The organism is Pedobacter sp. Leaf194, from assembly GCF_001423945.1.
GTDB lineage: Bacteria > Bacteroidota > Bacteroidia > Sphingobacteriales > Sphingobacteriaceae > Pedobacter.
On the sequence record NZ_LMPU01000009.1, the window covers coordinates 591,380 to 611,446 of the forward strand.

Consider the following 20,067-nt stretch of genomic DNA (forward strand, 5'->3'; position numbering starts at 1 on the left):
TGATTAACCGCATGAATCTTCAAATTGTTTGAATTTTACGCCTGCTGATGAGCAAGGGCAATTTTGTGCTGCTCAATTTTTTTAACCAAATCGACCAGTCGGCTGCTGTATCCATATTCGTTATCATACCAGCCAACAACTTTTACCAGATCGCCAACGATGGATGTGAGCTGCGCATCAAATATGCAGGAATGCGGATTGTCGATAATATCAACAGAAACAATCGGGTCTTCTGTGTATTCCAATATTGCAGAAAAACCACCTTCTGAGGCGGCTTTAAAAGCAGCGTTTATTTCCTGAATGGTTGTCTTTTCTTTCAAGATGCAGGTAAAATCCGTTAAGGACCCATTTAGAACAGGAACGCGTATCCCCGCTCCGCCCAGCTTACCATCGAGCTCTGGAAAAATATGGGTAATCGCTTTTGCAGCGCCCGTAGTTGTGGGGATAATTGATGCCGAGGCAGCCCTCGCCCTGCGTAAATCTTTATGGTTGCTATCGTGCAGGTTTTGGTCGCCTGTCATTGAGTGAATTGTAGTAATATAACCTTCCACAACGCCCCATTTATCGTTCAGGATCTTAATCATTGGTGCGATGTTGTTTGTGGTACAACTGGCATTAGATAAGATTTTGCTGCTCAAATCTATTTCATCATCATTTACACCCAAAACAACCATAGGAATATCATCAGCCGCAGGGGCAGAAATCAGAACCTGCTTGGCACCGGAAATTAAATGACCTTCGGCAGCCTCAAGTGATAGGTTTTTACCCGTGCAATCTACAACGATATCTACCTTTAAGGCCGACCACGGTAATTGAACGGCATGTTTTATTGAAAAAACAGGTATCGTCATTTTATCAATTACCAATGCATCCGGCTTCGATTTAACGCTTCCTTTGTAAACCCCATGAACGGTATCGTACTTGAAAAGGTGTGCCATCGTATTGGGTTTAGACAAATCGTTAATCGCCACCACTTCAAAACCTTCGGCCAGGGCCAAACGTAAAAAGGTTCTACCTATCCTGCCAAAACCATTTATTGCTATTCTCATTGATAAAAATTAGAGCGCAAAATTACTGTTTATTTTTAGATTGGATTGTAAAAGATTTTAATTGCGAAGCCGCATTAAATATCTGTTCGCAGCTGCTGCCTTTTAGCCAGGTTGTCCTTTTTCCGAAGCCGATAGAAAAGCATGAGATCAAAAACCACACATAGCCCGATGATGAAGAAAATGAGGAAAAAGTTACCTAGATTTTGCATCAGTGTAGCCATTATAACGATGCTGAGGTTCAAAATACAAGTTGCTATCGTGATAAGCGATGGCTTCAAACCGAGTCGCTCCAACCTGTGGTGAATGTGGTTTCTATCGCCCTCAAATGGCGATTTACCCTTGAGCAGGCGCACTGCAAATATCCGTAGCGAATCAAAAATCGGCACAATTAAAATAGACACTGCAACGGCAGGTGCTGAATAAATAAAGGGTTCGGATTTGCCACCAAACTTGTTTAATTCTATAAACTTTATGGCCAATGCAGCCGTAACCAAACCAATAATTAAAGCGCCGGTATCGCCCATAAATATTTTGGCGGGGTACCAGTTGTATTTCAGGAAACCGGCAATTGCACCAGCCAATGCGAAGGCGATAAATGCATAGTGCATCTGGTGCATCAAGGCGAAAAATACCCCAAAAATTGCATTGGCAAGAATGCCCACGGCACCCGCTAAACCATCAATTCCATCAATCAGGTTGAAGGCATTATTTAAAAAAATGATCAGAATAACGGAAAAAACACCACCCCAGAGCGTGGGCATATCGCCTATTCCTAAAACCCCATACAAACTGGTTAACCGAAATCCTCCAAAGAAAACAAGGATGATGGCCACAAGCAGTTGCAAAATAAATTTTGTACTGGTGTTGCTGCCATAAACATCGTCTTTTAAGCCTAAGGTAGCTAAAATGATGCAGGAAGTAATGAGGAAATTTGCTTCTTCGAATTTAACAAGCGTTGAGAAAAGTAAAGTCGTGATCGTAAAACTGGCTACGATTGCCGTACCGCCCAAACGCGAGATATTGCGCTTATGGCTTTTGCGGTGCATATCATTCTGATCAAATAGCTGATATTTATCGGATGTGAAAATAATGGAAGGAATGCTTAAAATCACAATAAGGCAAGCCAACGATGCGATAGCGAAATAAAAAAACTCCGGACTTGTATTTAATAAGTGTGTAAGCAATATTGTAGAAGTTTTGCTAACAAATATAACAATTAAGACAACAGTGTCAGTTTACAAAATTAGGAATATTGATTTACGCATGGATAAAATGCGGTGAAAATTACCGTTCAGTTTGTTCAGTAACGAACGATTTATGATTAAGATGAGTTGCGGTCATTAGCTGCAACGAGGCATCCGTAATTGTACGACGCATTTTGTATTGCAATAAAATTGCTATTCCATAAGTCTTCCTTCTGAGGAGATGTGGAGATTTTACTTGGCAAAAGTTCAGGTAAGCAAGTAAAAATTTTTAGCTACCAAAACTGCACGAGTTTAGACAACTTTTTCTTCAAAATTACCATCACCGGAAGTGGAATTTTATTGCGTTTTAAGGCTTTATAATCGTTTAAAAAAGCCTTGCAGAGACTGGTTAAAGAGTTATTACTAACCCCACCCGCACGCATGTTTACCATAAGCATTGGCAAATAAGCAGCTTTAAGCCGGTGCGTGTAGAAATACCTTAATATCAGGTCGTAATCTGCGGCGGTTCCTAAATCGTTAGCATACATTCCATGCCGCTCGAAGAGGCTCCGTTTTAAATATAAAGTTGGGTGCGCAGGCATCCAGCCACTTAAAATATCGCTTGCGGTTGCTTCTCTAGATTTCCACTGCCTCAATACCCTATTCGATTGCGGCATTATGTAATTTAAATCACCGTAAACGGCATCGATACCGGCAGAAAGCGCAAATGTTTTTGCCACCGCGTCGATTACGCCGGAATTAGCCAGCATATCATCGGCATTTAAAAGCCCAACCACCTCACCCCTTGCCAGATTGATGCCTTTGTTTATTGCTTCGTATAGTCCGCTATCAGGTTCTGAAATTAAATGGCCAATATGCGGCCTGTACTGTTGCAAAATTGATAAGGTCGAATCAGAAGAATTTCCATCAATAACAATATACTCAATATCACCGTATGATTGCCTAATAACCGATTCTACACAATCTTTTATGTAAGCTTCACCATTATAAACTACTGTGATAATCGTTATTTTCATCCGCTATGCGCCAGATTTTTCTAAGTTGCAAAACTGCAATTCCGGTTGTAAAGATAAAAAATATGGAGGTATAATCGTCGAGCGGACAATTGGTTGGATCAATGCTCGCATATATTCCTGTTCGATAGAAACGTATGCCAATTACTTGCGGCGGACCACTGCTTACTTCGTATTGCTGGTAGACAGCACAAGTTCCGCCAATATCCCGAATACAACCATAAGTCTGCGACCCGTCGGTTCTTGAGCCAGCTATTTCTCCTGCTCTGGTAACCGGACCAGAGATTATGGTTTGCCATTCAGTTGGACTTCCAGCCCCATAAGGTGTGTAGTACAGATAATCTGACATCCCTCTAACTATATGGCAGCCGTAGATTTCACCAAATGAATTTTTAGCACGTAATAATCCCAAGAAAAATATAATAAAACCTAGAAAGACGTTTTGAGATGTGATGTAAGAGCGGGATGATTAAACACAACTTTTTCATAAGCTATAGTATTAATCATACCTTGAAGATAGCATTTGTTTTCGAATGTGCAAGCAGTTAATACATTGTTTCCCTGTATTTTGATTAGCGAACGGTGGGTGGAAATTTCAGAGGAGCGTTGATGACGATTGGGATATTCGTTTAAAAAAAAACAGTTGCTACGGGCAAATAGCGAACGCATTACCCTTAAGCAAACTTCCTTTTTCGAATTGCTAATAAGCCCATTGTACAGGCAACCGCGGCAAGCGGAAGGGTGTAATCATCTAAATCACAATTTAAAGCATAGCTGGAGTAATATGTACCGCGGGTTGCAAGATAACCCAAATCCAAAAAATAACGATTGCCACAAGTTACCACATACAGCAACGGCGTTGCACCCACAACAACGGTAACCACCCCTCCGCCTGTGCAAACAAAACAGGCTTTAGCGGTGCTCGCCACTCCGTTGTAGCAGGAATTTCCAGGTTGCTGGTAAACCTTTAAATCAGCTGCTATCGAAACACCAATTGCCGGAGTAGTTTCTAATGTATAAAGTTGTGATCCAATTGCGCATCCTTCAGCAGCATTTGCAACGCTGAAAGCAAAAAGAAATCCCGCAATAAGAATCCACCGACAGAAACCCATAATTACCATATATGATGGCGCAAAATTACTTAGGCAAGGGAGCACAACCTACGTTCGTTTCATTCAATTTGGAGAATTACTTACCATCATGCATTAAAACGATAGCTTCATTCGTTTTTACTTTTTTCGATGCTGCTTCCGGATTATAAGCATTCCACAGAGGCCAGCTGCGGCACTTAAGGCAAAGGTGTAATTGTCTAGGTTGCATTGAACCATTTGAAAATTAGTACTCCTTATTCCTACACTTGCCATATCCGAGCAGGCGAGACCTGTTATCGTTGCACAAACATAACATGCACTTCCGGTTTTAGGTGTCCAACTGCAATTATTTGCAGACAGTGCAGTTTGCAAACCGCCGCGTTGAAATGTTTCTAGTCCCAAATGGTTAAATAAGGTTGCGCTTCGGTATACGATATTATTTGGCAACAGACACCCATCCACAGCGAAAGCAGGAGAATGTAAAGAAAGCATACAAATCACGAACAAAATTTTCCTACTAGACATACATATTCTTTCCACAAAAATATGGTAGCCGGAGAGAAAATTAGTTGTGCATTTTGTTCAATTACTGACACTTAAGTGATACTAAACAGGCGATTAAATGTGAAGAGTTTGATGAGCAAAAACGAACAACATTGCGAGACAACCACACAATGGTCTAATAATGACGAAAGTTTTAATATTGGACTGGAAAATTATCGAGATGAGAAGTATTTGGAAAGGTCTATGTAGCAAGTGAACTAAAAAGTTATTTTAAACCTCCTAATAAAAATAAAGCCGATGCCAGCAAATCCAAAAGTTAAAAAAAACGGATAGTCATCTAATGGACAAGGCAATGCGCTATAGAAAACCTCATTACCTGGATCATAGCAATATGACGTTGTTTGAATGTTTGGACAAAGATAATTACTTGGAATTCTTGGAAACCGAATATAGCATGTAGAAGTCGGCACGATATCTCGAACGCACCTAACTGCACGAGCATTACTAATCCTTGTTGGGTCATTTGTCGCGCCATTCCATAAATAAAGTGTTGCCGACATGTAGGTTCCACTAGTAACTGTATAAATATTACCTCCTGGGGAGATGCAACCGACAGATTGGGCTCTCGTAACCGAGGCTAAAAGGAATGACAGCACGATACAGTATATAATTTTCACTTAGGGATCAGGAACGGAAAAGTTTCCATATTCAAAAATACGAAAGAACCATTTATTCGGACTTCAATTGCTAGATCATCATACAATTTTTGTATTTTTTGATGAAAAACCACCCAAAAAATGCTGAAAACACAACGAACAGGAATAAATTATTGTCCAGCGGACAATTCACAATGTTGAACAGATATTCATCGCCACCCGCTAAAGATCTGCCTGAGGCAGAACATTTGTAAGTTCCTGTTCTTTTTGTCAGGTTTCTTGCATAAGTAGCATTGCCGGCATTACAGTTTAAACTTAACGGATTGTACCAGAAGCCAAATAAATCAACTGAAATGTAAATGCGGTTATCGCCAGGATAATAGCAACCTATGTAAGTTTGGGCTTTTCCACTTCGACAGTAAAAAACGAATATAACTAAGAATATAAAAAAAAAACCTCTGCATCAGTTCTACAAGCTTTAGGAGCTTTACTGAAGTGAAATGCAATGACTAACGAGGACTAAATTTGGCTACGAATTGTATTATATAAACGCAGTTGCGGAAAAAAAGTTTTGCTGCAGCTTTTCCAGACTATTGGGAAAGCCCTAGTTTCATCCTTCGAAAGGCAACCCAAGCAAGAGGGAGTAATAAAATTGGAATAGCACTGTCCAAAGGGCACGATGTTATTTTGACATAATTACCATTAGTACCAGTTGTGTAATTAGCAGCATGAATAGATTTTATTCAGGGACATGTAGCTACAACAGATAGAGGATTAACGAATGTACTCAAAAAAAAGTAAAATCTCCCTTTTTAGAATATTGACTATTTAATTCATTGTTAAATACGGTTTAAGTTTGATTTAGTTGGCGATTGTCGAATTCCTAATATACCTAAAAGGCCGATTAACGGCACTAATATAAAAAGATAGTTGTCTAACGGACAGTTTATTCTTGTATAGATTACTTGTCTGTAAGCAGTATTGCAAACATTGTTAATACAGCAACGAATTGTCGAGGTATTAGAAACTGAATTGTAATCATATCTTGGACATGCAGTCGGGTTAGACAAATTATTGTAAATGATTGGACCTGTGTAATTAGTGCGAGCTGTATTCGCTGGTGCAGGCCCAATATCGATACCATAAATTGTTTCGTTTGAGAAATTATAGTTCATAGCACAGCCCGTGTCAGCGCTCACGTTTAAAACATTTATAAACGTTACAAAAAAGAATATTTGAATCAGTTTTCCCATAAAATATCTGGATACTTTCGGAAGGATATGCTTAAAATAGAGGTTTTACAAAAATAATTTCCAGAGCTATTTAAAGTGAGTCGAGAGAAAAATGTAATTGACAAATGTCATGAATGAATTACGCTGATAAAATGCCTTAATACCAGAATCAAAAATATAGCCAACTGGCGCCATTAATTTTTCTCTTCATTTAATCATATTAAAAACTATTTTTGTTTTTCAAACAAAATTATTTCGGATCAGGTTATGGCGGTGATTTTCAACATGAGGAATGCATTTTATTTTCTATCGTTTGTGTTCATACTTGCATGCAGTGCATGTTCCGTACGTAAGGAACATAGTCTTTTTAATGCGCCGAGTGATATCGTTACCGACACCATCAAGCATGTTTATGTGGTAAACGACCAGGGCATAAGCGATGCTTTCTATAAAATAAAAATTAACGATCAACTGGCTATCCGCAACGTTCAAAATCCGGAATTCGGGGCAACGAATTCAACGGTTTCCAACGCATCTTCAGGCACACAAAGCGGGGCATCGGGAGCAACCAGCAGCGTACTTTCCTACCCGGTTGAGTTAGATGGAAAAGTGAATTTACCTGCCATCGGAAAGGTTGAAGTTGTTGGTTTAAGTCGCAGGGAAGCCGCGGTAAAAATCGAAGAACTATACAAAACGAAACTGCTTAAAGATCCCATCATCGAGTTATCGGTCGTAAGTTTAAAGGTAACCTTGCTTGGCGAATTTGGCAAACAGGGGAATTTTTTGCTCGAACGCGACAACACAACGCTGATAGACATTATCGGCGAAGCGGGTGGCATAACAAAAACCGCAGACCCGAAAACTTTAAAAATAATCCGTGGCGATAGAAGTCACCCGGAGATTATATATGTAAACTTAAACGACATTAATAGTTTAGCCAGTAAAAAACTGGTTCTTCAGAATAATGATATCATCATTTTGCAGCAAACCAAGAATTCGGCAACGAGCGAGAAGCTGCAGAGTTTTAACAACATCGTTCAGCCCCTGCTTGTAGTGGTAAACCTTGCCGTGTTAATATTCACTGTAACCAGATAAATCGGCATTCGCCTGAACAAGCCGTTACAATCCGCTAAACGAAGGACAAAGCCAAAAACATTGTGTTCCAATTAATCAACTTAAATTGAGCGCTCCAGACATCAATTAAGGATTAAAGTAGCGCCCTTTAAAGTTGTCTTTTGTAAAAAAACTATTGATTTTCCTCATTAAATTCGTAGAAACATCTTCGAAAATAGTTGCTTTTAAAAAATTGATTTTATCTTTATAATCTTAATTAGTTTACATCAAACACTAAAAAAATAGACATTGACTGAGTTGGTGCAAGAGAAAAAGGCGGTGAGCCAAAGTATTGATTTCTACAAAATCTTTCGCGTTTTTTTAAGTCGCTGGTATTGGATAGCCGCAACTGTTGGTATTTCTTTATGTATTGCCTGGCTGTATTTGTGGTACACCCCTCCTATTTATCAAACCGGCGCTTCGCTAAAATTAGAGGATAGCAACCCTGCCATTAGCACGGGAAGCCAGATGGGGCCTCAAAACTACAATTACACAGATAAAATTCAGGCCGAAAGTTTCACCATTCGCAGTAACGAGGTAATTTTGAATGCCGTAAAAACATTAGATTACAAAATAAGCTACTATTTAAAAGGCAGGATTAGAACTACAGAACTTTATCCGAACGTACCATTTGTAATCGAAATTTTAAAACAAGACAGCGTAAATTTCGACCGTTCATTATTTGAGGTTACCGCTGCTGACGCACAGCATTTTAGACTGTATCCTGCAGAAAACGATAAGCAGAAAACGATTTATCGCTACGGACAGACTATAAATATCGGGAACATGACTTTCCGCATTAAAGACAGGATACCTGAAAAAAGCGTTTACCAGTTTAAATTTAATAGTAAGGAAGATTTTGTGGGCCGAGCGATGGGTGGCTTAAACATTGGCGAAGCGGCTCGTTTTACCAATGTGATGAGTTTGAGCCAGACGGATGGCAATGCTGTTTTTGCGGCAGACATCCTGAACGCCATCATGAAGGAATATGTGAAATTTGATGTAATCCAACGAAGGCGTTCGGCGAGGCAAACTGTCGATTTCATCGACAACCAGTTAGGTTTTATCAATACCGAAGCCGGAAAATCGGGTAGCAACCTGGCCAATTTTAAAACGCAGAACAGGATGATCGACATGGGTTCATCGACAGCGGCAACGGTAGGAAAACTCTCCGATTTCGAAAAACAAAAAACAGAACTCAACTTAAAACAACTCGGCATTAAGCAGTTGCAAGAACAGGTAAACAGCAACAGGGCGAAAGTAGAAATTGGCTTAGATTTAGAAGGCGAATTAAATAGTGGTCTGGGCACATTAGTTGGCCAGCTGAATACGCTGCTCGCCAACAGGGAAATTAAATTGGGTCAGTTCAACAGCGATTCGCAACCGGTGAAACAAATTGAACAACAGATCGCGAATGTAAAGGCAAGCATCAGAAGTGCTGTAAGCGGCATGCTGAGACAGAATGAACAAACCATTCGTTATATCGACAACCAGATTGCAGGTGTTAATCAAAGTATGAGCACGATTCCGGTGAAAGAGCAAAATTTTGTGAAATTGCAAACCAATTTCGAAGTAAACAATAAGGTACGCTCCTATTTATCAGAAAAAAAGCTGGAAGCCGAAATGAATGCAGCGGCGATTGTACCAGGTGCATCTATCGTGAACCCGGCTTATCCATCGTATTATGCCATTTCCCCGAACAGCAATAAAGCCTATAGTACAGCAATGATGCTCGGCTTGGCGGCCGGCTTCGGTTTAATTTTGCTTGTCCGTTTTCTAAATCCATACATATATGATAAGGAAACGGTTGAAGGTTTAACTCACACGCCAATTATTGGAGTAATTAGAAAATTCCCCGATTATATAGACCAGGATAGCCGGCAGGCGCTGTCGCTATCAAAACCGAAATCTGTATTCGCTGAGTCCGTGCGTTCCGTGCGAACGAATCTCAGCTTTCTGGCCAGTCATAAAGCCAGCAAAATTATTTGTATAACATCCGAAATTTCCGGCGAAGGAAAATCGTTTGTTACCATTAACCTCGCAAGTACGTTAGCCTTAATTGAAAAAAAGGTGATATTAATCGCGGCCGATTTAAGAAAATCCAAATTGCACAAAGCTTTTGGAAGCGACAATAAAAAAGGCCTGAGTTCCTTATTGTCGGACCAGGCAACGCTGGCCGAAGTTATGATACATGATGATGTGCACCACATCGATTTTATTCCGTCAGGCCCAGTTCCGCCGAACCCATCGGAGCTTTTGCATACCGCAGCGATGAAAGAATTGTTAAAAAGCCTGGAGAAAACCTACGACTACGTGCTTGTTGATACCGCACCGGTAGGTTTGGTTTCGGATGCAATACCACTAATCCGTTCGTCTGACGTTAATCTTTTTGTTATCCGTTCCGGCGTTTCGCAACAGCGAGCCGCAAATATTCCAGAGCGTTTATCACGTGAGTACGGTTTGAGCAACCTCGCCATTATTTTAAATGCTTTTGGCGATGATGCGCTGTACTCGAATTATTATACGACAGACTATTCACGCGGTGGAGGCAACAGCACCTATTACTATTCTGATTATTCAGGCTATTCTGGCTCAGGTTATTATGATGATGAGAACAGAAAATGGTGGATGTTTTGGAAAAGAAAATGAAAACGGGTTAAAGGTAAGTAATGGAGTAATAGGCTCAGGAAGCTCATTCTATGTTTTAATATTGAAGAAAAAGAAAACAGGGGAAAATATTGGCAATCCTGACGATAGATGGAAGAGGTTAGAAAGGACAAAAATTTTAAGGTAGGTTTTCAAGTTAATGATTGATAATAAATACAGATGGTATCCGGTTTATACGCGTTCAAGAGCAGAAAAGAAAGCATATCAGGAGTTGATCAGAAAAAATATTATCGCCTATTTACCTTTAAAAAAAGAGTTAAAGCAATGGAGCGACAGGAAAAAAATTGTTGAAGAACCCTTGATTAAATCCTATCTGTTTGTGTATATTTCGGCCAAAGAGCATGCTGAAGTATTAATGACGAACGGCATAGCAAGGTTCCTCTATTTTTCGGGCAAAATAACATCAATGCCTGAGCAACAAATTGAAAGTTTAAAGCTATTACTCGCTACCGATGATGAATTGGAGGTGTTTGACTATGATATTAAACCTGGGCAAAAGGTGATTATTAAAGCCGGGCCTTTTAAAGATATGATGGGAGAATTGGTTTCAGTACACAATAAACAGCGTATTATCCTACGTTTAGAAAATATGGGCTTTGCAATAAACATTAATACCTCAATGGGATTTGTAGAGCCGGTTTAAAGGCTGGAAAGATGTTTTCTAGATTGGTTAAGTAATTAATCGGTAAGTTGTTTTACCAGACCACTGATAATTCTTAATTATTGCTAATTGATTATCAAAAAAAACAGTTCGTTTTTTTTAAAAAAATGTGACTGAAAGGGCGAAGCTGTGTCCGGCCATCACCCCTTTTGCTTTTAAGAATTACCCATTCCAAATCCAAAATCGTGATTAGTAGATCGTAATTTAATGTGCCGCATCGCTGGAATTTTAAATAAAGCTGCTAACACTGAACAACTCGCAAAAGATGTTCAAGCGATGTGCGACAGCATGAAACATGGCGGCCCTGATGATGAAGGCTTTTACTGCGACGAGGAAAATGGCATCTGTTTTGGTCACAGGCGCCTCGCCCTTATCGATTTGAGTACGAAAGGTCATCAGCCAATGCATTACAATGATGATAACCTTGTGATTACCTTTAACGGTGAGATTTATAATTACCTAGAACTGAAAGACGAGTTGAAACAATTAAACTTCAACTTCAGCACAAAAACTGATACCGAAGTGATCCTGGCAGCTTACAGCGCCTGGGGAAAAGAAAGTTTTAATAAACTAAAAGGAATGTTTGCCCTAGCCTTACACGATAGAAATAAGGCACTTGTTTATCTTGTTCGGGATAAAGCAGGCATAAAACCTTTGTATTACGCTACATCATCAGGTAATCTCACCTTCGCTTCGGAGGTTAAAGCTTTCAGTTGCACATCAGAAAAATACACTGAAAATACTGATTGGAAGGTTTTTCTATTAGCATTCGGTCACATTCCGGAGCCATTTACCACACTGGCGAATGTAAAAATGCTGCCGAAAGCAAGCCTTTTGGAATATAATATCCGTACATCAGCTTGTAAAATAAGTGCCTTCAAGCAGAAAATACAATTAAAAACAATCACCTCTAAAAAAGAAGCTGAAAGTTTGATTTCAAAATCCTTAAGTGAAGCCGTAAAAAGACATTTAATTGCAGATGCTCGCATCGGGATATTTTTAAGTGGTGGTGTAGACAGTAGCCTGCTTACGCTAATCGCAGATAAAAATGTGAATGCGTCGGTCAATACCCTCTCAATAAATTTCGACGACGAGCAATTTTCGGAGAAAAAATTTCAGGACCTAATCAGTTCGAAAATTAAGGGCGAGCATGCTGAATATACTGTTAGTGAAGGTGCATTTAATTCGCTGCTGCCAAGGGCGCTGGAAGCGATGGATCAGCCCACAACGGATGGCATAAATTCGTGGTTTGTTAACTATTATGCGAAGCAAAAGAACTTAAAAGCAGTTTTATCAGGTGTAGGTGCCGATGAGCTTTTTGGCGGCTACCCATCTTTTAAGCGGATGCGAAGGGTGAATTTGTTAGCTGCACTCCCTGGTTTTTTACTTAAAGCCGGTAAATATTTTAACAAACCTGCATTAAAGCGTATTTATTATCTGAGTTATAAAAATGCTGCAGGAAAGTATCTTTTCTTACGGGGCTTTTTTACGCCGCCAGAGATTTCGAAAATCCTGAACCTATCCTTAACAGAAATCAATACGACGTTGAATAAGCTGGAAGCTCAAATCCCGAAACATTTAGGCGTAGAAGAACAAGCTTCCTGGCTGGAAATCAATTTGTATATGCAAAATCAGCTTTTAAAAGACACTGATTCTATGAGTATGCAACACGGTGTGGAGGTACGCGTACCATTTCTTGATGACGATGTTGTTGCGGCAGTAAATGCAGTTCATAACGATTTAAAATATAAGGGTGAAAAGACAAAAAAGTTATTGATAGATGCCTTTTACGGCACTTTACCGGAAACGATTTGGAACAGAAAAAAGATGGGTTTCACATTTCCATTCCAGAAATGGTTAGTTAAAAACGATTTTTTCATCGAAAGATTCAATCACTCTTCAAACGATTTTGTAGACAAGCTTACAACAGACTTCAAATCTGGAAAAGTGCATTGGTCTAAAATGATGGCCGTTTATCAGGTATTAAACAACTGATGCAAGATCAGAAAATACTTTTACTTACGCTACATTCTTTCAGTTTGACAGGCGGAATTGAGAAAGTTTGCCGAAGCCTTAGCAAAGTGCTAAAAGACCTTTTTGAGCAACAAAAAATCAAATCCTATCAGGTATTGAGTATGTACGATTCGGTAGCAGATTTGAAATATGTAAACCAGAAATCCTTCAAGGGTTTTGGTTCGAACAGATTCCGATTTGCGTGTCATGCTATTAAATTCGGAAGTTCGTCTGATGTAATTATTTTAAGTCATGTTAACCTTTTAATTTTTGGATGGATTATCCAAAAGATTAAGCCCGGCAAGCGGATTATTCTCTTCGCCCATGGCATAGAAATCTGGACTGAACTAAGCAAGTGGAAAACTGATTTCATTAGAAAGAACGTCGAAATATTCGCGGTAAGCAGGTTTACTGCCGATACCGTTCAAAAGGTTCATCAGCTAAATTCTTCAAAAATTACCGTTTTGAATAACTGCCTAGATCCTTTTTTTGCACTGCCAGAATCGTTTGCTAAGCCGTTGGAACTGATGGAACGTTACGGTCTATCAACAGATATGCAGGTTTTATTTACACTCAACCGGCTGTCTTACTCAGAGCAATATAAAGGCTACGACAAAGTTATTGAAGCGTTGCCGGAACTCCCTAAAAACGTGATTTACATTTTGGGTGGCAAGGCTGATGCCGGGGAAGAACTGAGAATCAAAGAATTAATAAGCAGTCTCGAGTTAGAGCAACGGGTAATTTTAACTGGATTTATTGCTGACGATGAAATTGTGGCTCACTACCTGCTCGCTGATCTATTCATTATGCCTAGTAAGGCTGAAGGTTTCGGAATCAGTTTTATCGAGGCTGCAGCCTGTGGCCGCCGTTCTATTTGTGGAAACCTTGATGGCAGTCGCGATGCAATATTAAATGGTACATTGGGCCGTCCGGTTAATCCCGATAACAAACCGGAACTGCTATCAGCGATTATCGACGAATTATCAATTGCACAACCTAAAGCTGAATTTCTGCAAAGGGAATGCCTGAAAGCCTTCAGCCATGCTAGTTATTCAGCTAAAATAGCCGAAAACCTAACTGCACGAGCGGTTCTAAATCTTTAAGAATTAGTGGAAAACAAAGAAGCGTATAACTGGACTATTGAAGCAAAAGCCTCTTTGTTTGATTTGAAATTAAATGAAGTTTGGGCCTATCGCGACCTGCTTTTATTGTTGGTTCGCCGGGATTTCGTGTCTTTTTATAAACAGACCATTTTAGGTCCGCTTTGGTTTTTCATACAACCACTGTTCACTACCATAATATTCACTTTTATATTTGGCAATTTAGCCGGAATCTCAACAGACGGGCTTCCAAAGCCGCTTTTTTATATGGCAGGCATTACAGCGTGGAATTATTTCGCAGATTGTTTAACCAAAACCTCGACCGTTTTCAGAGACAACGCCGGCATTTTTGGTAAGGTTTACTTCCCGAGGTTAATTATGCCTCTGAGTATTGTTGTAAGCAATTTGGTCCGTTTTGGGGTACAAATGTTATTGTTTTTGTTGATGATGGGTTACTACTACCTGTCAGACGCTCGCTTTCAAATCACTTGGGCTGTTGGTCTCTTCCCAATAATTGTGATTTTGATGGCACTATTAGGATTAGGTGCAGGCATGTTTATCTCAGCCATGACGACCAAATACCGCGACCTTGCTTTTTTGGTTGGCTTTGGCGTACAATTATTAATGTATGCTACAACTGTAATATACCCACTTTCTACAGCGCTTGATAAATATCCGGAGTATGCCTGGATAATTGAATACAACCCGATGACGCCCATTATTGAAACCTTTCGTTACGGGTTTTTAGGCGAAGGGAGTTTCAGCTGGGGAAGCTTAGGTTATGCAACCGGAGTAACTATTGCCCTGCTTTTATTCGGCATTTTGATCTTTAATAAAGTAGAACGGAATTTTGTGGATACGGTGTAGTGTAAAATGAATCAGCTTTTCAACATAGGCAAAAATTAACATCACAATCTTAAGGAGATTTTGAAAGTCGCGACAAAACTTAATAACATTCGAGTACAACTAAATGTACCGTTTTGCACACCTGATTTTTTGAATAAATCTTATTATCCGTCTTTAAATGGATGGAGAGCAATGGCTATTATTTTGGTTGTTCTAGGACATGCTAAAGCAACCGCTCCTCAATATTCATTTTATTACAATTTTGCTGAAAATTTTATTTATCAAAATTTAGGCGTTAGAATTTTCTTCGTTTTAAGTGGCTTCTTAATTACTTCCTTATTGATAAAGGAATATATAAAAACAACTTCTATAAATATCAAAAACTTCTTTATAAAAAGGACGTTAAGAATTTTCCCAGCTTTATATATCTATCTTCTGTGCGTTCTAATTGTCAGTAAAATTCTTAAAGTAGACTTGAATTTGGATAATTTTTTAGGGCCAATGTTATACCTAAATAACTTCAACCTTTTTCAAGGAACCTGGCTCACTGGCCATACATGGTCTTTGGCAGTTGAAGAGCAATACTATCTCATATGGCCAATTATTTTCTTCAAATTATTGAAAAACACATGGTCAATCTGCATAATCATAATATTATCCATGCCTACATTAAAAGTACTTTGGTACTATAATCCTGAATTGAAGAATGTTACCTTAGAACCGTTCCTATCAAGCGCAGATGCAATTTTTATGGGTTCCTTCTTTTCAATACTGTCATTCAAGGGTTTTTTCACAAGTCGACAGCTATTATGGCATAATGGTATTTTATTCTTCATTTCAATAGCCATAATTGAAATGATATACTTTTTTTCATCGCGTGGTCTTTATGCCCCAGTACTTCTGCCCTTTGGAAATCTCCTTAACAACATTTTAACTATCTTTATGATAATTAGCACATTAATAAATAACAAATCGATTATTTATCGATTTCTAAATTCAAAATATATAGTCCATTTAGGTATTATATCCTATAGCCTATATTTATGGCAACAACTTTTTATTATCCCAACTTATCTTTACAATGGTAAATTTAGTTCGTTTCTGGTTTTTCCATTCAATATTGTGTTGGCTTTATGCGCAGGGGAAATATCCTATCAACTTATCGAGAAATGTTCTCAAAAAATTAGAGAAAAATTCATTCCAGTAAATTAAATTCTCAAAAATAGCTAATCATCATTATAACTTCGAGTTAGATATAATTTTTCAATGTACACACTTCGTAAATACTTTTTTAATTTTAAAAACTGGATAGCTTCCTATGAAAGAATTAAATACCTATATAATAAGAGAAAATTATTAAAAAAAGGTTATAAAATAAATTCTACAACTGATGAGTATATCGTTTCGAGTGTAAACAAATCAGATATCTTTTTAAGAAAAAAAGGAAGTGATTGGTCTGTATTTAAACAAATTACAATAGGAGGAGAATACAATTATATAATTGAAAAGATAAAGGCAATTATCTCAAATCCGAGTCTCATAATAGATTGTGGCGCTAACATAGGGTTAACCTCGTACCAACTATCCTATGCCTTTCCAAATTGCAGAATTATTTCAGTTGAGCCTGATTTCGGTAACTACACGCAATTACTGAAAAATTTGAATGGAAGAACTAATTTATTAGGTCTAAATAAGGCAATTTGGTCTGAAAAAAGAATGTTAAATTTTGACTATGATTTTAGAGATGGTCAAGATTGGTCAGTTAGAACAACTGATGAAAAAACACTAAGTGGAGTTTCAGTAGAATCAATAACAATAAATCAAATATTAGAATTATCAGGACACAAAGTAATTGATTTTCTAAAAATTGATATTGAAGGGGCAGAAAAAGAATTATTTAAAGATAAAAACACAAGCAATTTTCTTAATCAAACAAAATTTATCTCTATAGAAATTCATGATGAATTTGATATGAGTAGTAAGATCTACCAAACGCTAAAAGAAAACAATTTTAAATTAATAAAGTGCGGTGAATTAATGTTTGGTATTAAAAATCAATTTATTTAAACAATCTAGAGATACAAGGTTTAACCAGATATTTCAAGGTTTGTATTTGATTTAATGAATAACGGTCTAGTAATAAAAGTAGAACATCTAAGTAAGGCTTATCAGTTGGGGCAAATTGGTACGGGCACAATCAGTCGTGATTTGGAACGGTGGTATGCAAAAGTACGTGGCAAAGAAGATCCATTTTTACATATTGGAGAAAATAACAACCAGAGTACCAAAAGTGCAAGCAACGTAGTTTGGAGTTTAAAGGATATTAATTTTGAGATTGAACAAGGTGATGCAGTGGGTATTATTGGCAGAAATGGTGCTGGTAAAAGTACATTATTGAAGATATTAAGTAAGGTTACCGCTCCAACTACAGGTAAGATTTTTGGAAAAGGTAGAGTCGCCAGTTTATTAGAAGTTGGGACAGGATTTCATCCAGAATTATCGGGACGAGAAAATATTTTTCTCAACGGTGCGATTTTGGGGATGAGGAAAAAAGAAATACAACGGAAATTGGAAGAGATTGTAGATTTTGCGGGCATTGAGCGATACTTGGATACGCCAGTTAAAAGATATTCATCTGGCATGTATGTTCGTTTAGCATTTGCCGTGGCAGCACACCTCGAATCTGAAATTTTAATTGTTGATGAAGTATTGGCGGTTGGTGATGCAGAATTTCAGAAAAAATGCCTGGGCAAAATGAGTGATGTCAGTAAAGGCGAAGGTAGAACCGTATTATTTGTGAGCCATAATATGGACGCTGTAGCAACACTCACAACCAAATCACTTTATCTTAAAAATGGTGAATTAAACTTATACGACAAGACTGACACTACTATTCAGAAATATTTAGAAACAGATACAAATGAAGTTGGTATTTATATCAAAGATCCAAATGCTAACAGCCCATCTTTTACGAAAGTAGAAGTTATAACATCAGAAAAAGATGGTACTCACATGAATGGCGAAGATCTAATTGTAGATATTGACATCAACATGCCTGAGATTATAGAAGGCATGTCAGTATCATTACAAATCTGCAATTCAAAGGAAATTCCTATAATCTATACCTACTTATTTGATACAGAATCGCCCCTATTGAGAAAAAGTGGTGTTAACAAAATGCGTTGTATACTCCCCAAATGCAAGCTTTACGCTAATACCTATTATTTAATAATGCACTTAGCTGAAACTAAGGGTAAATTCAAGTTTGAAGAAGTCCATAAAATTTGTGAATTCGAAGTGGTTATGCCCAATAAGGTCATTGAATGGGGCTGGCAAAAAGACTCTTGCGTATACACTGAAGACTTTACTTGGGAGAAAATATAACTATATGAGAGAAGAAAGCCTTGGCCGTTTAAACACAACAGATATAAAAATTGATGATTTGTATTATTTGCATTATAAGTATTACCATCGAGATTTATTTGATGCATTTGAAAAGTATGCTCTAGGTAATTTATTAGATATTGGATGCGGCAATAAGCCCTACGAGAATAAATTACGGCATAAAATTAGTAAATATACAGGCATTGATATTATTCAATCTAGTGATAACAAAGTTGATTATTTATGCCCTGCGAATAAAATACCTTTAGAAAATAGCTTATTTGAAACAGTAATTTCAACCCAAACAATAGAGCATGTGGAAGATCATCAGGGCTTAGTAAATGAAGCTTATAGATTGTTGAAGCCAAATGGGATTTTTATTGTTAGCGGTCCAATGTACTGGCCGTTACATGAAGAACCCTATGACTTTTTTAGGTTTACCAAACATGGCTTTAAATACATCTTAGAAAAAGCTGGCTTTGAGATTGTAGAAATAAAATCGAACGGCGGTAAATGGTCTGTAGCCGGACAAGCATTTTTGCATGCATTATTGCCGAGCGTTTATAATATTAAAGGGTTAAAAGGAATATTTTTACGTAAATCTTTTCAATTATTTGGAGGGACTAAAGGAGTTAATATTTTTTTTGAAAAAATTGATGATGAGATCACGGACAACTCAAATACAATGAATTATGTTATTGTAGCAAAAAAAACGCCATGATTCTAACGGTGGTCATTCCGTGTTATAACCATGGTCAATACATACAAGAAGCTATTGATAGTGTTTTAACTTATCAAGACCAACCAGTCGAAATTATCATTGTAGATGATGGCTCCACAGATATGTATACCATTGAGAAGATGGAAGAGCTTAAAGCTCTTAGTTATCATGTTATCCAGCAAAACAATGCTGGCTTAGCAACCGCGAGGAATGTTGGTATTGCAGAAGCTAAAGGTAAATACATTTTGCCTCTAGATGCAGACAACAAAATCAAAGCCGATTATATTCGAAAGGCTATAGAGCTTTTAGATACAAATAATGTCGATATTGTATATGCCAAACCTGTTTTTTTTGGTAAAGTAACCGAAGAAAGAATATTTTCCACACGTGAATTTAATGGAAAGGATTTAATTTTTACCAGCTATATTGATGCTTGTGCCGTTTATAGGAAAGAAGTTTGGGCAAAAAACAATGGCTATGATGCAAATATGCCATATCAAGGATTAGAAGATTGGGACTTTTGGTTAAATAGTTATTTTAATAGCTTCAGATTTATATTTATAAACGAAGAACTCTATCAATATAGAATATTGGAAAACTCGATGATAATAAACACTTTCCAGGGTAATAGGCATGAAGAATCTCACAGGTATCTCATCAATAAATATTCATATTTTATTTACAATGCACTTGTAGATTCCAATAGTATAAACCAAATCTATTATAATGACAGAAATAGACCTTTTAGAACTTCAATTAAATATTTAAGTCTTGCTTTGAAGAGAATATTTAAGATCAAATAAGTACCTATT

The 20,067-nt window shown here is 37.8% G+C and carries 16 protein-coding genes; 11 read left to right on the plus strand and 5 right to left on the minus strand.

Annotation, left to right across the window (positions count from 1 at the left end; genetic code table 11):
• Positions 1-35: 35 nt before the first annotated feature.
• From gap to ASG14_RS12965, 5 genes are all read right to left on the minus strand, one after another.
• Entirely contained in the window at positions 36-1,049 is a 1,014-nt protein-coding gene (gene gap, locus ASG14_RS12945) for a type I glyceraldehyde-3-phosphate dehydrogenase (protein ID WP_056871461.1), read from the minus strand.
• Positions 1,050-1,123: 74 nt separating this feature from the next.
• Positions 1,124-2,233 carry an MraY family glycosyltransferase gene (locus tag ASG14_RS12950; RefSeq protein ID WP_157274920.1) on the minus strand — a complete coding sequence of 370 codons (1,110 nt, stop codon included), beginning with the start codon at positions 2,231-2,233 and terminating at the stop codon, positions 1,124-1,126.
• Positions 2,234-2,526: 293 nt separating this feature from the next.
• Positions 2,527-3,270 carry a glycosyltransferase family 2 protein gene (locus ASG14_RS12955; protein WP_056871462.1) on the minus strand — a complete coding sequence of 248 codons (744 nt, stop codon included), beginning with the start codon at positions 3,268-3,270 and terminating at the stop codon, positions 2,527-2,529.
• Positions 3,239-3,616, minus strand: coding sequence for a hypothetical protein (locus ASG14_RS12960; RefSeq protein WP_056871463.1), 378 nt, complete (start codon positions 3,614-3,616; stop codon positions 3,239-3,241). The genes ASG14_RS12955 and ASG14_RS12960 overlap by 32 nt, the downstream gene beginning before the upstream one ends.
• 325 nt (positions 3,617-3,941) lie before the next feature.
• Positions 3,942-4,379, minus strand: a complete 438-nt coding sequence (locus ASG14_RS12965) for a hypothetical protein (protein ID WP_157274921.1) — start codon at positions 4,377-4,379, stop codon at positions 3,942-3,944.
• Between the two features lie 2,638 nt (positions 4,380-7,017).
• Here ASG14_RS12965 and ASG14_RS12980 point away from each other — a divergent pair.
• The 11 genes from ASG14_RS12980 to ASG14_RS13030 all read left to right on the plus strand — a co-directional run bounded on the left by ASG14_RS12980 (position 7,018) and on the right by ASG14_RS13030 (position 20,058).
• Positions 7,018-7,845 (plus strand): polysaccharide biosynthesis/export family protein, encoded by an 828-nt coding sequence (locus ASG14_RS12980; RefSeq protein ID WP_056871467.1) that lies wholly within the window; start codon positions 7,018-7,020, stop codon positions 7,843-7,845.
• A gap of 267 nt (positions 7,846-8,112) precedes the next feature.
• Entirely contained in the window at positions 8,113-10,512 is a 2,400-nt protein-coding gene (locus ASG14_RS12985; protein WP_056871468.1) for a polysaccharide biosynthesis tyrosine autokinase, read from the plus strand.
• Between the two features lie 157 nt (positions 10,513-10,669).
• The gene (locus ASG14_RS12990; protein ID WP_056871469.1) at positions 10,670-11,173 is read left to right on the plus strand and encodes a UpxY family transcription antiterminator; all 504 of its coding nucleotides are present in this window, start codon (positions 10,670-10,672) and stop codon (positions 11,171-11,173) included.
• Between the two features lie 225 nt (positions 11,174-11,398).
• Entirely contained in the window at positions 11,399-13,186 is a 1,788-nt protein-coding gene (asnB, locus tag ASG14_RS12995; RefSeq protein ID WP_056871470.1) for an asparagine synthase (glutamine-hydrolyzing), read from the plus strand.
• On the plus strand, positions 13,186-14,307 hold the full coding sequence (locus tag ASG14_RS13000) for a glycosyltransferase family 4 protein (RefSeq protein WP_056871471.1): 1,122 nt from the start codon (positions 13,186-13,188) through the stop codon (positions 14,305-14,307). Before asnB ends, ASG14_RS13000 begins: the two co-directional genes overlap by 1 nt.
• Positions 14,308-14,313: 6 nt before the next feature.
• Positions 14,314-15,171: an ABC transporter permease gene (locus tag ASG14_RS13005; protein WP_056871472.1), complete on the plus strand. Its 858-nt coding sequence runs from the start codon at positions 14,314-14,316 to the stop codon at positions 15,169-15,171.
• 129 nt (positions 15,172-15,300) lie between these two features.
• Complete coding sequence (locus ASG14_RS13010) at positions 15,301-16,362, plus strand: acyltransferase (RefSeq protein WP_056871473.1); 1,062 nt, start codon at positions 15,301-15,303, stop codon at positions 16,360-16,362.
• Positions 16,363-16,416: 54 nt separating this feature from the next.
• Positions 16,417-17,217: an FkbM family methyltransferase gene (locus tag ASG14_RS13015; protein WP_056871474.1), complete on the plus strand. Its 801-nt coding sequence runs from the start codon at positions 16,417-16,419 to the stop codon at positions 17,215-17,217.
• A gap of 54 nt (positions 17,218-17,271) precedes the next feature.
• A complete protein-coding gene (locus ASG14_RS13020) occupies positions 17,272-18,534 on the plus strand; it encodes a polysaccharide ABC transporter ATP-binding protein (protein WP_056871475.1) in 1,263 nt (420 codons plus the stop codon).
• Between the two features lie 4 nt (positions 18,535-18,538).
• Complete coding sequence (locus ASG14_RS13025) at positions 18,539-19,255, plus strand: class I SAM-dependent methyltransferase (protein WP_056871476.1); 717 nt, start codon at positions 18,539-18,541, stop codon at positions 19,253-19,255.
• Positions 19,252-20,058: a glycosyltransferase family 2 protein gene (locus ASG14_RS13030; protein WP_056871477.1), complete on the plus strand. Its 807-nt coding sequence runs from the start codon at positions 19,252-19,254 to the stop codon at positions 20,056-20,058. The genes ASG14_RS13025 and ASG14_RS13030 overlap by 4 nt, the downstream gene beginning before the upstream one ends.
• Positions 20,059-20,067: the final 9 nt, after the last annotated feature.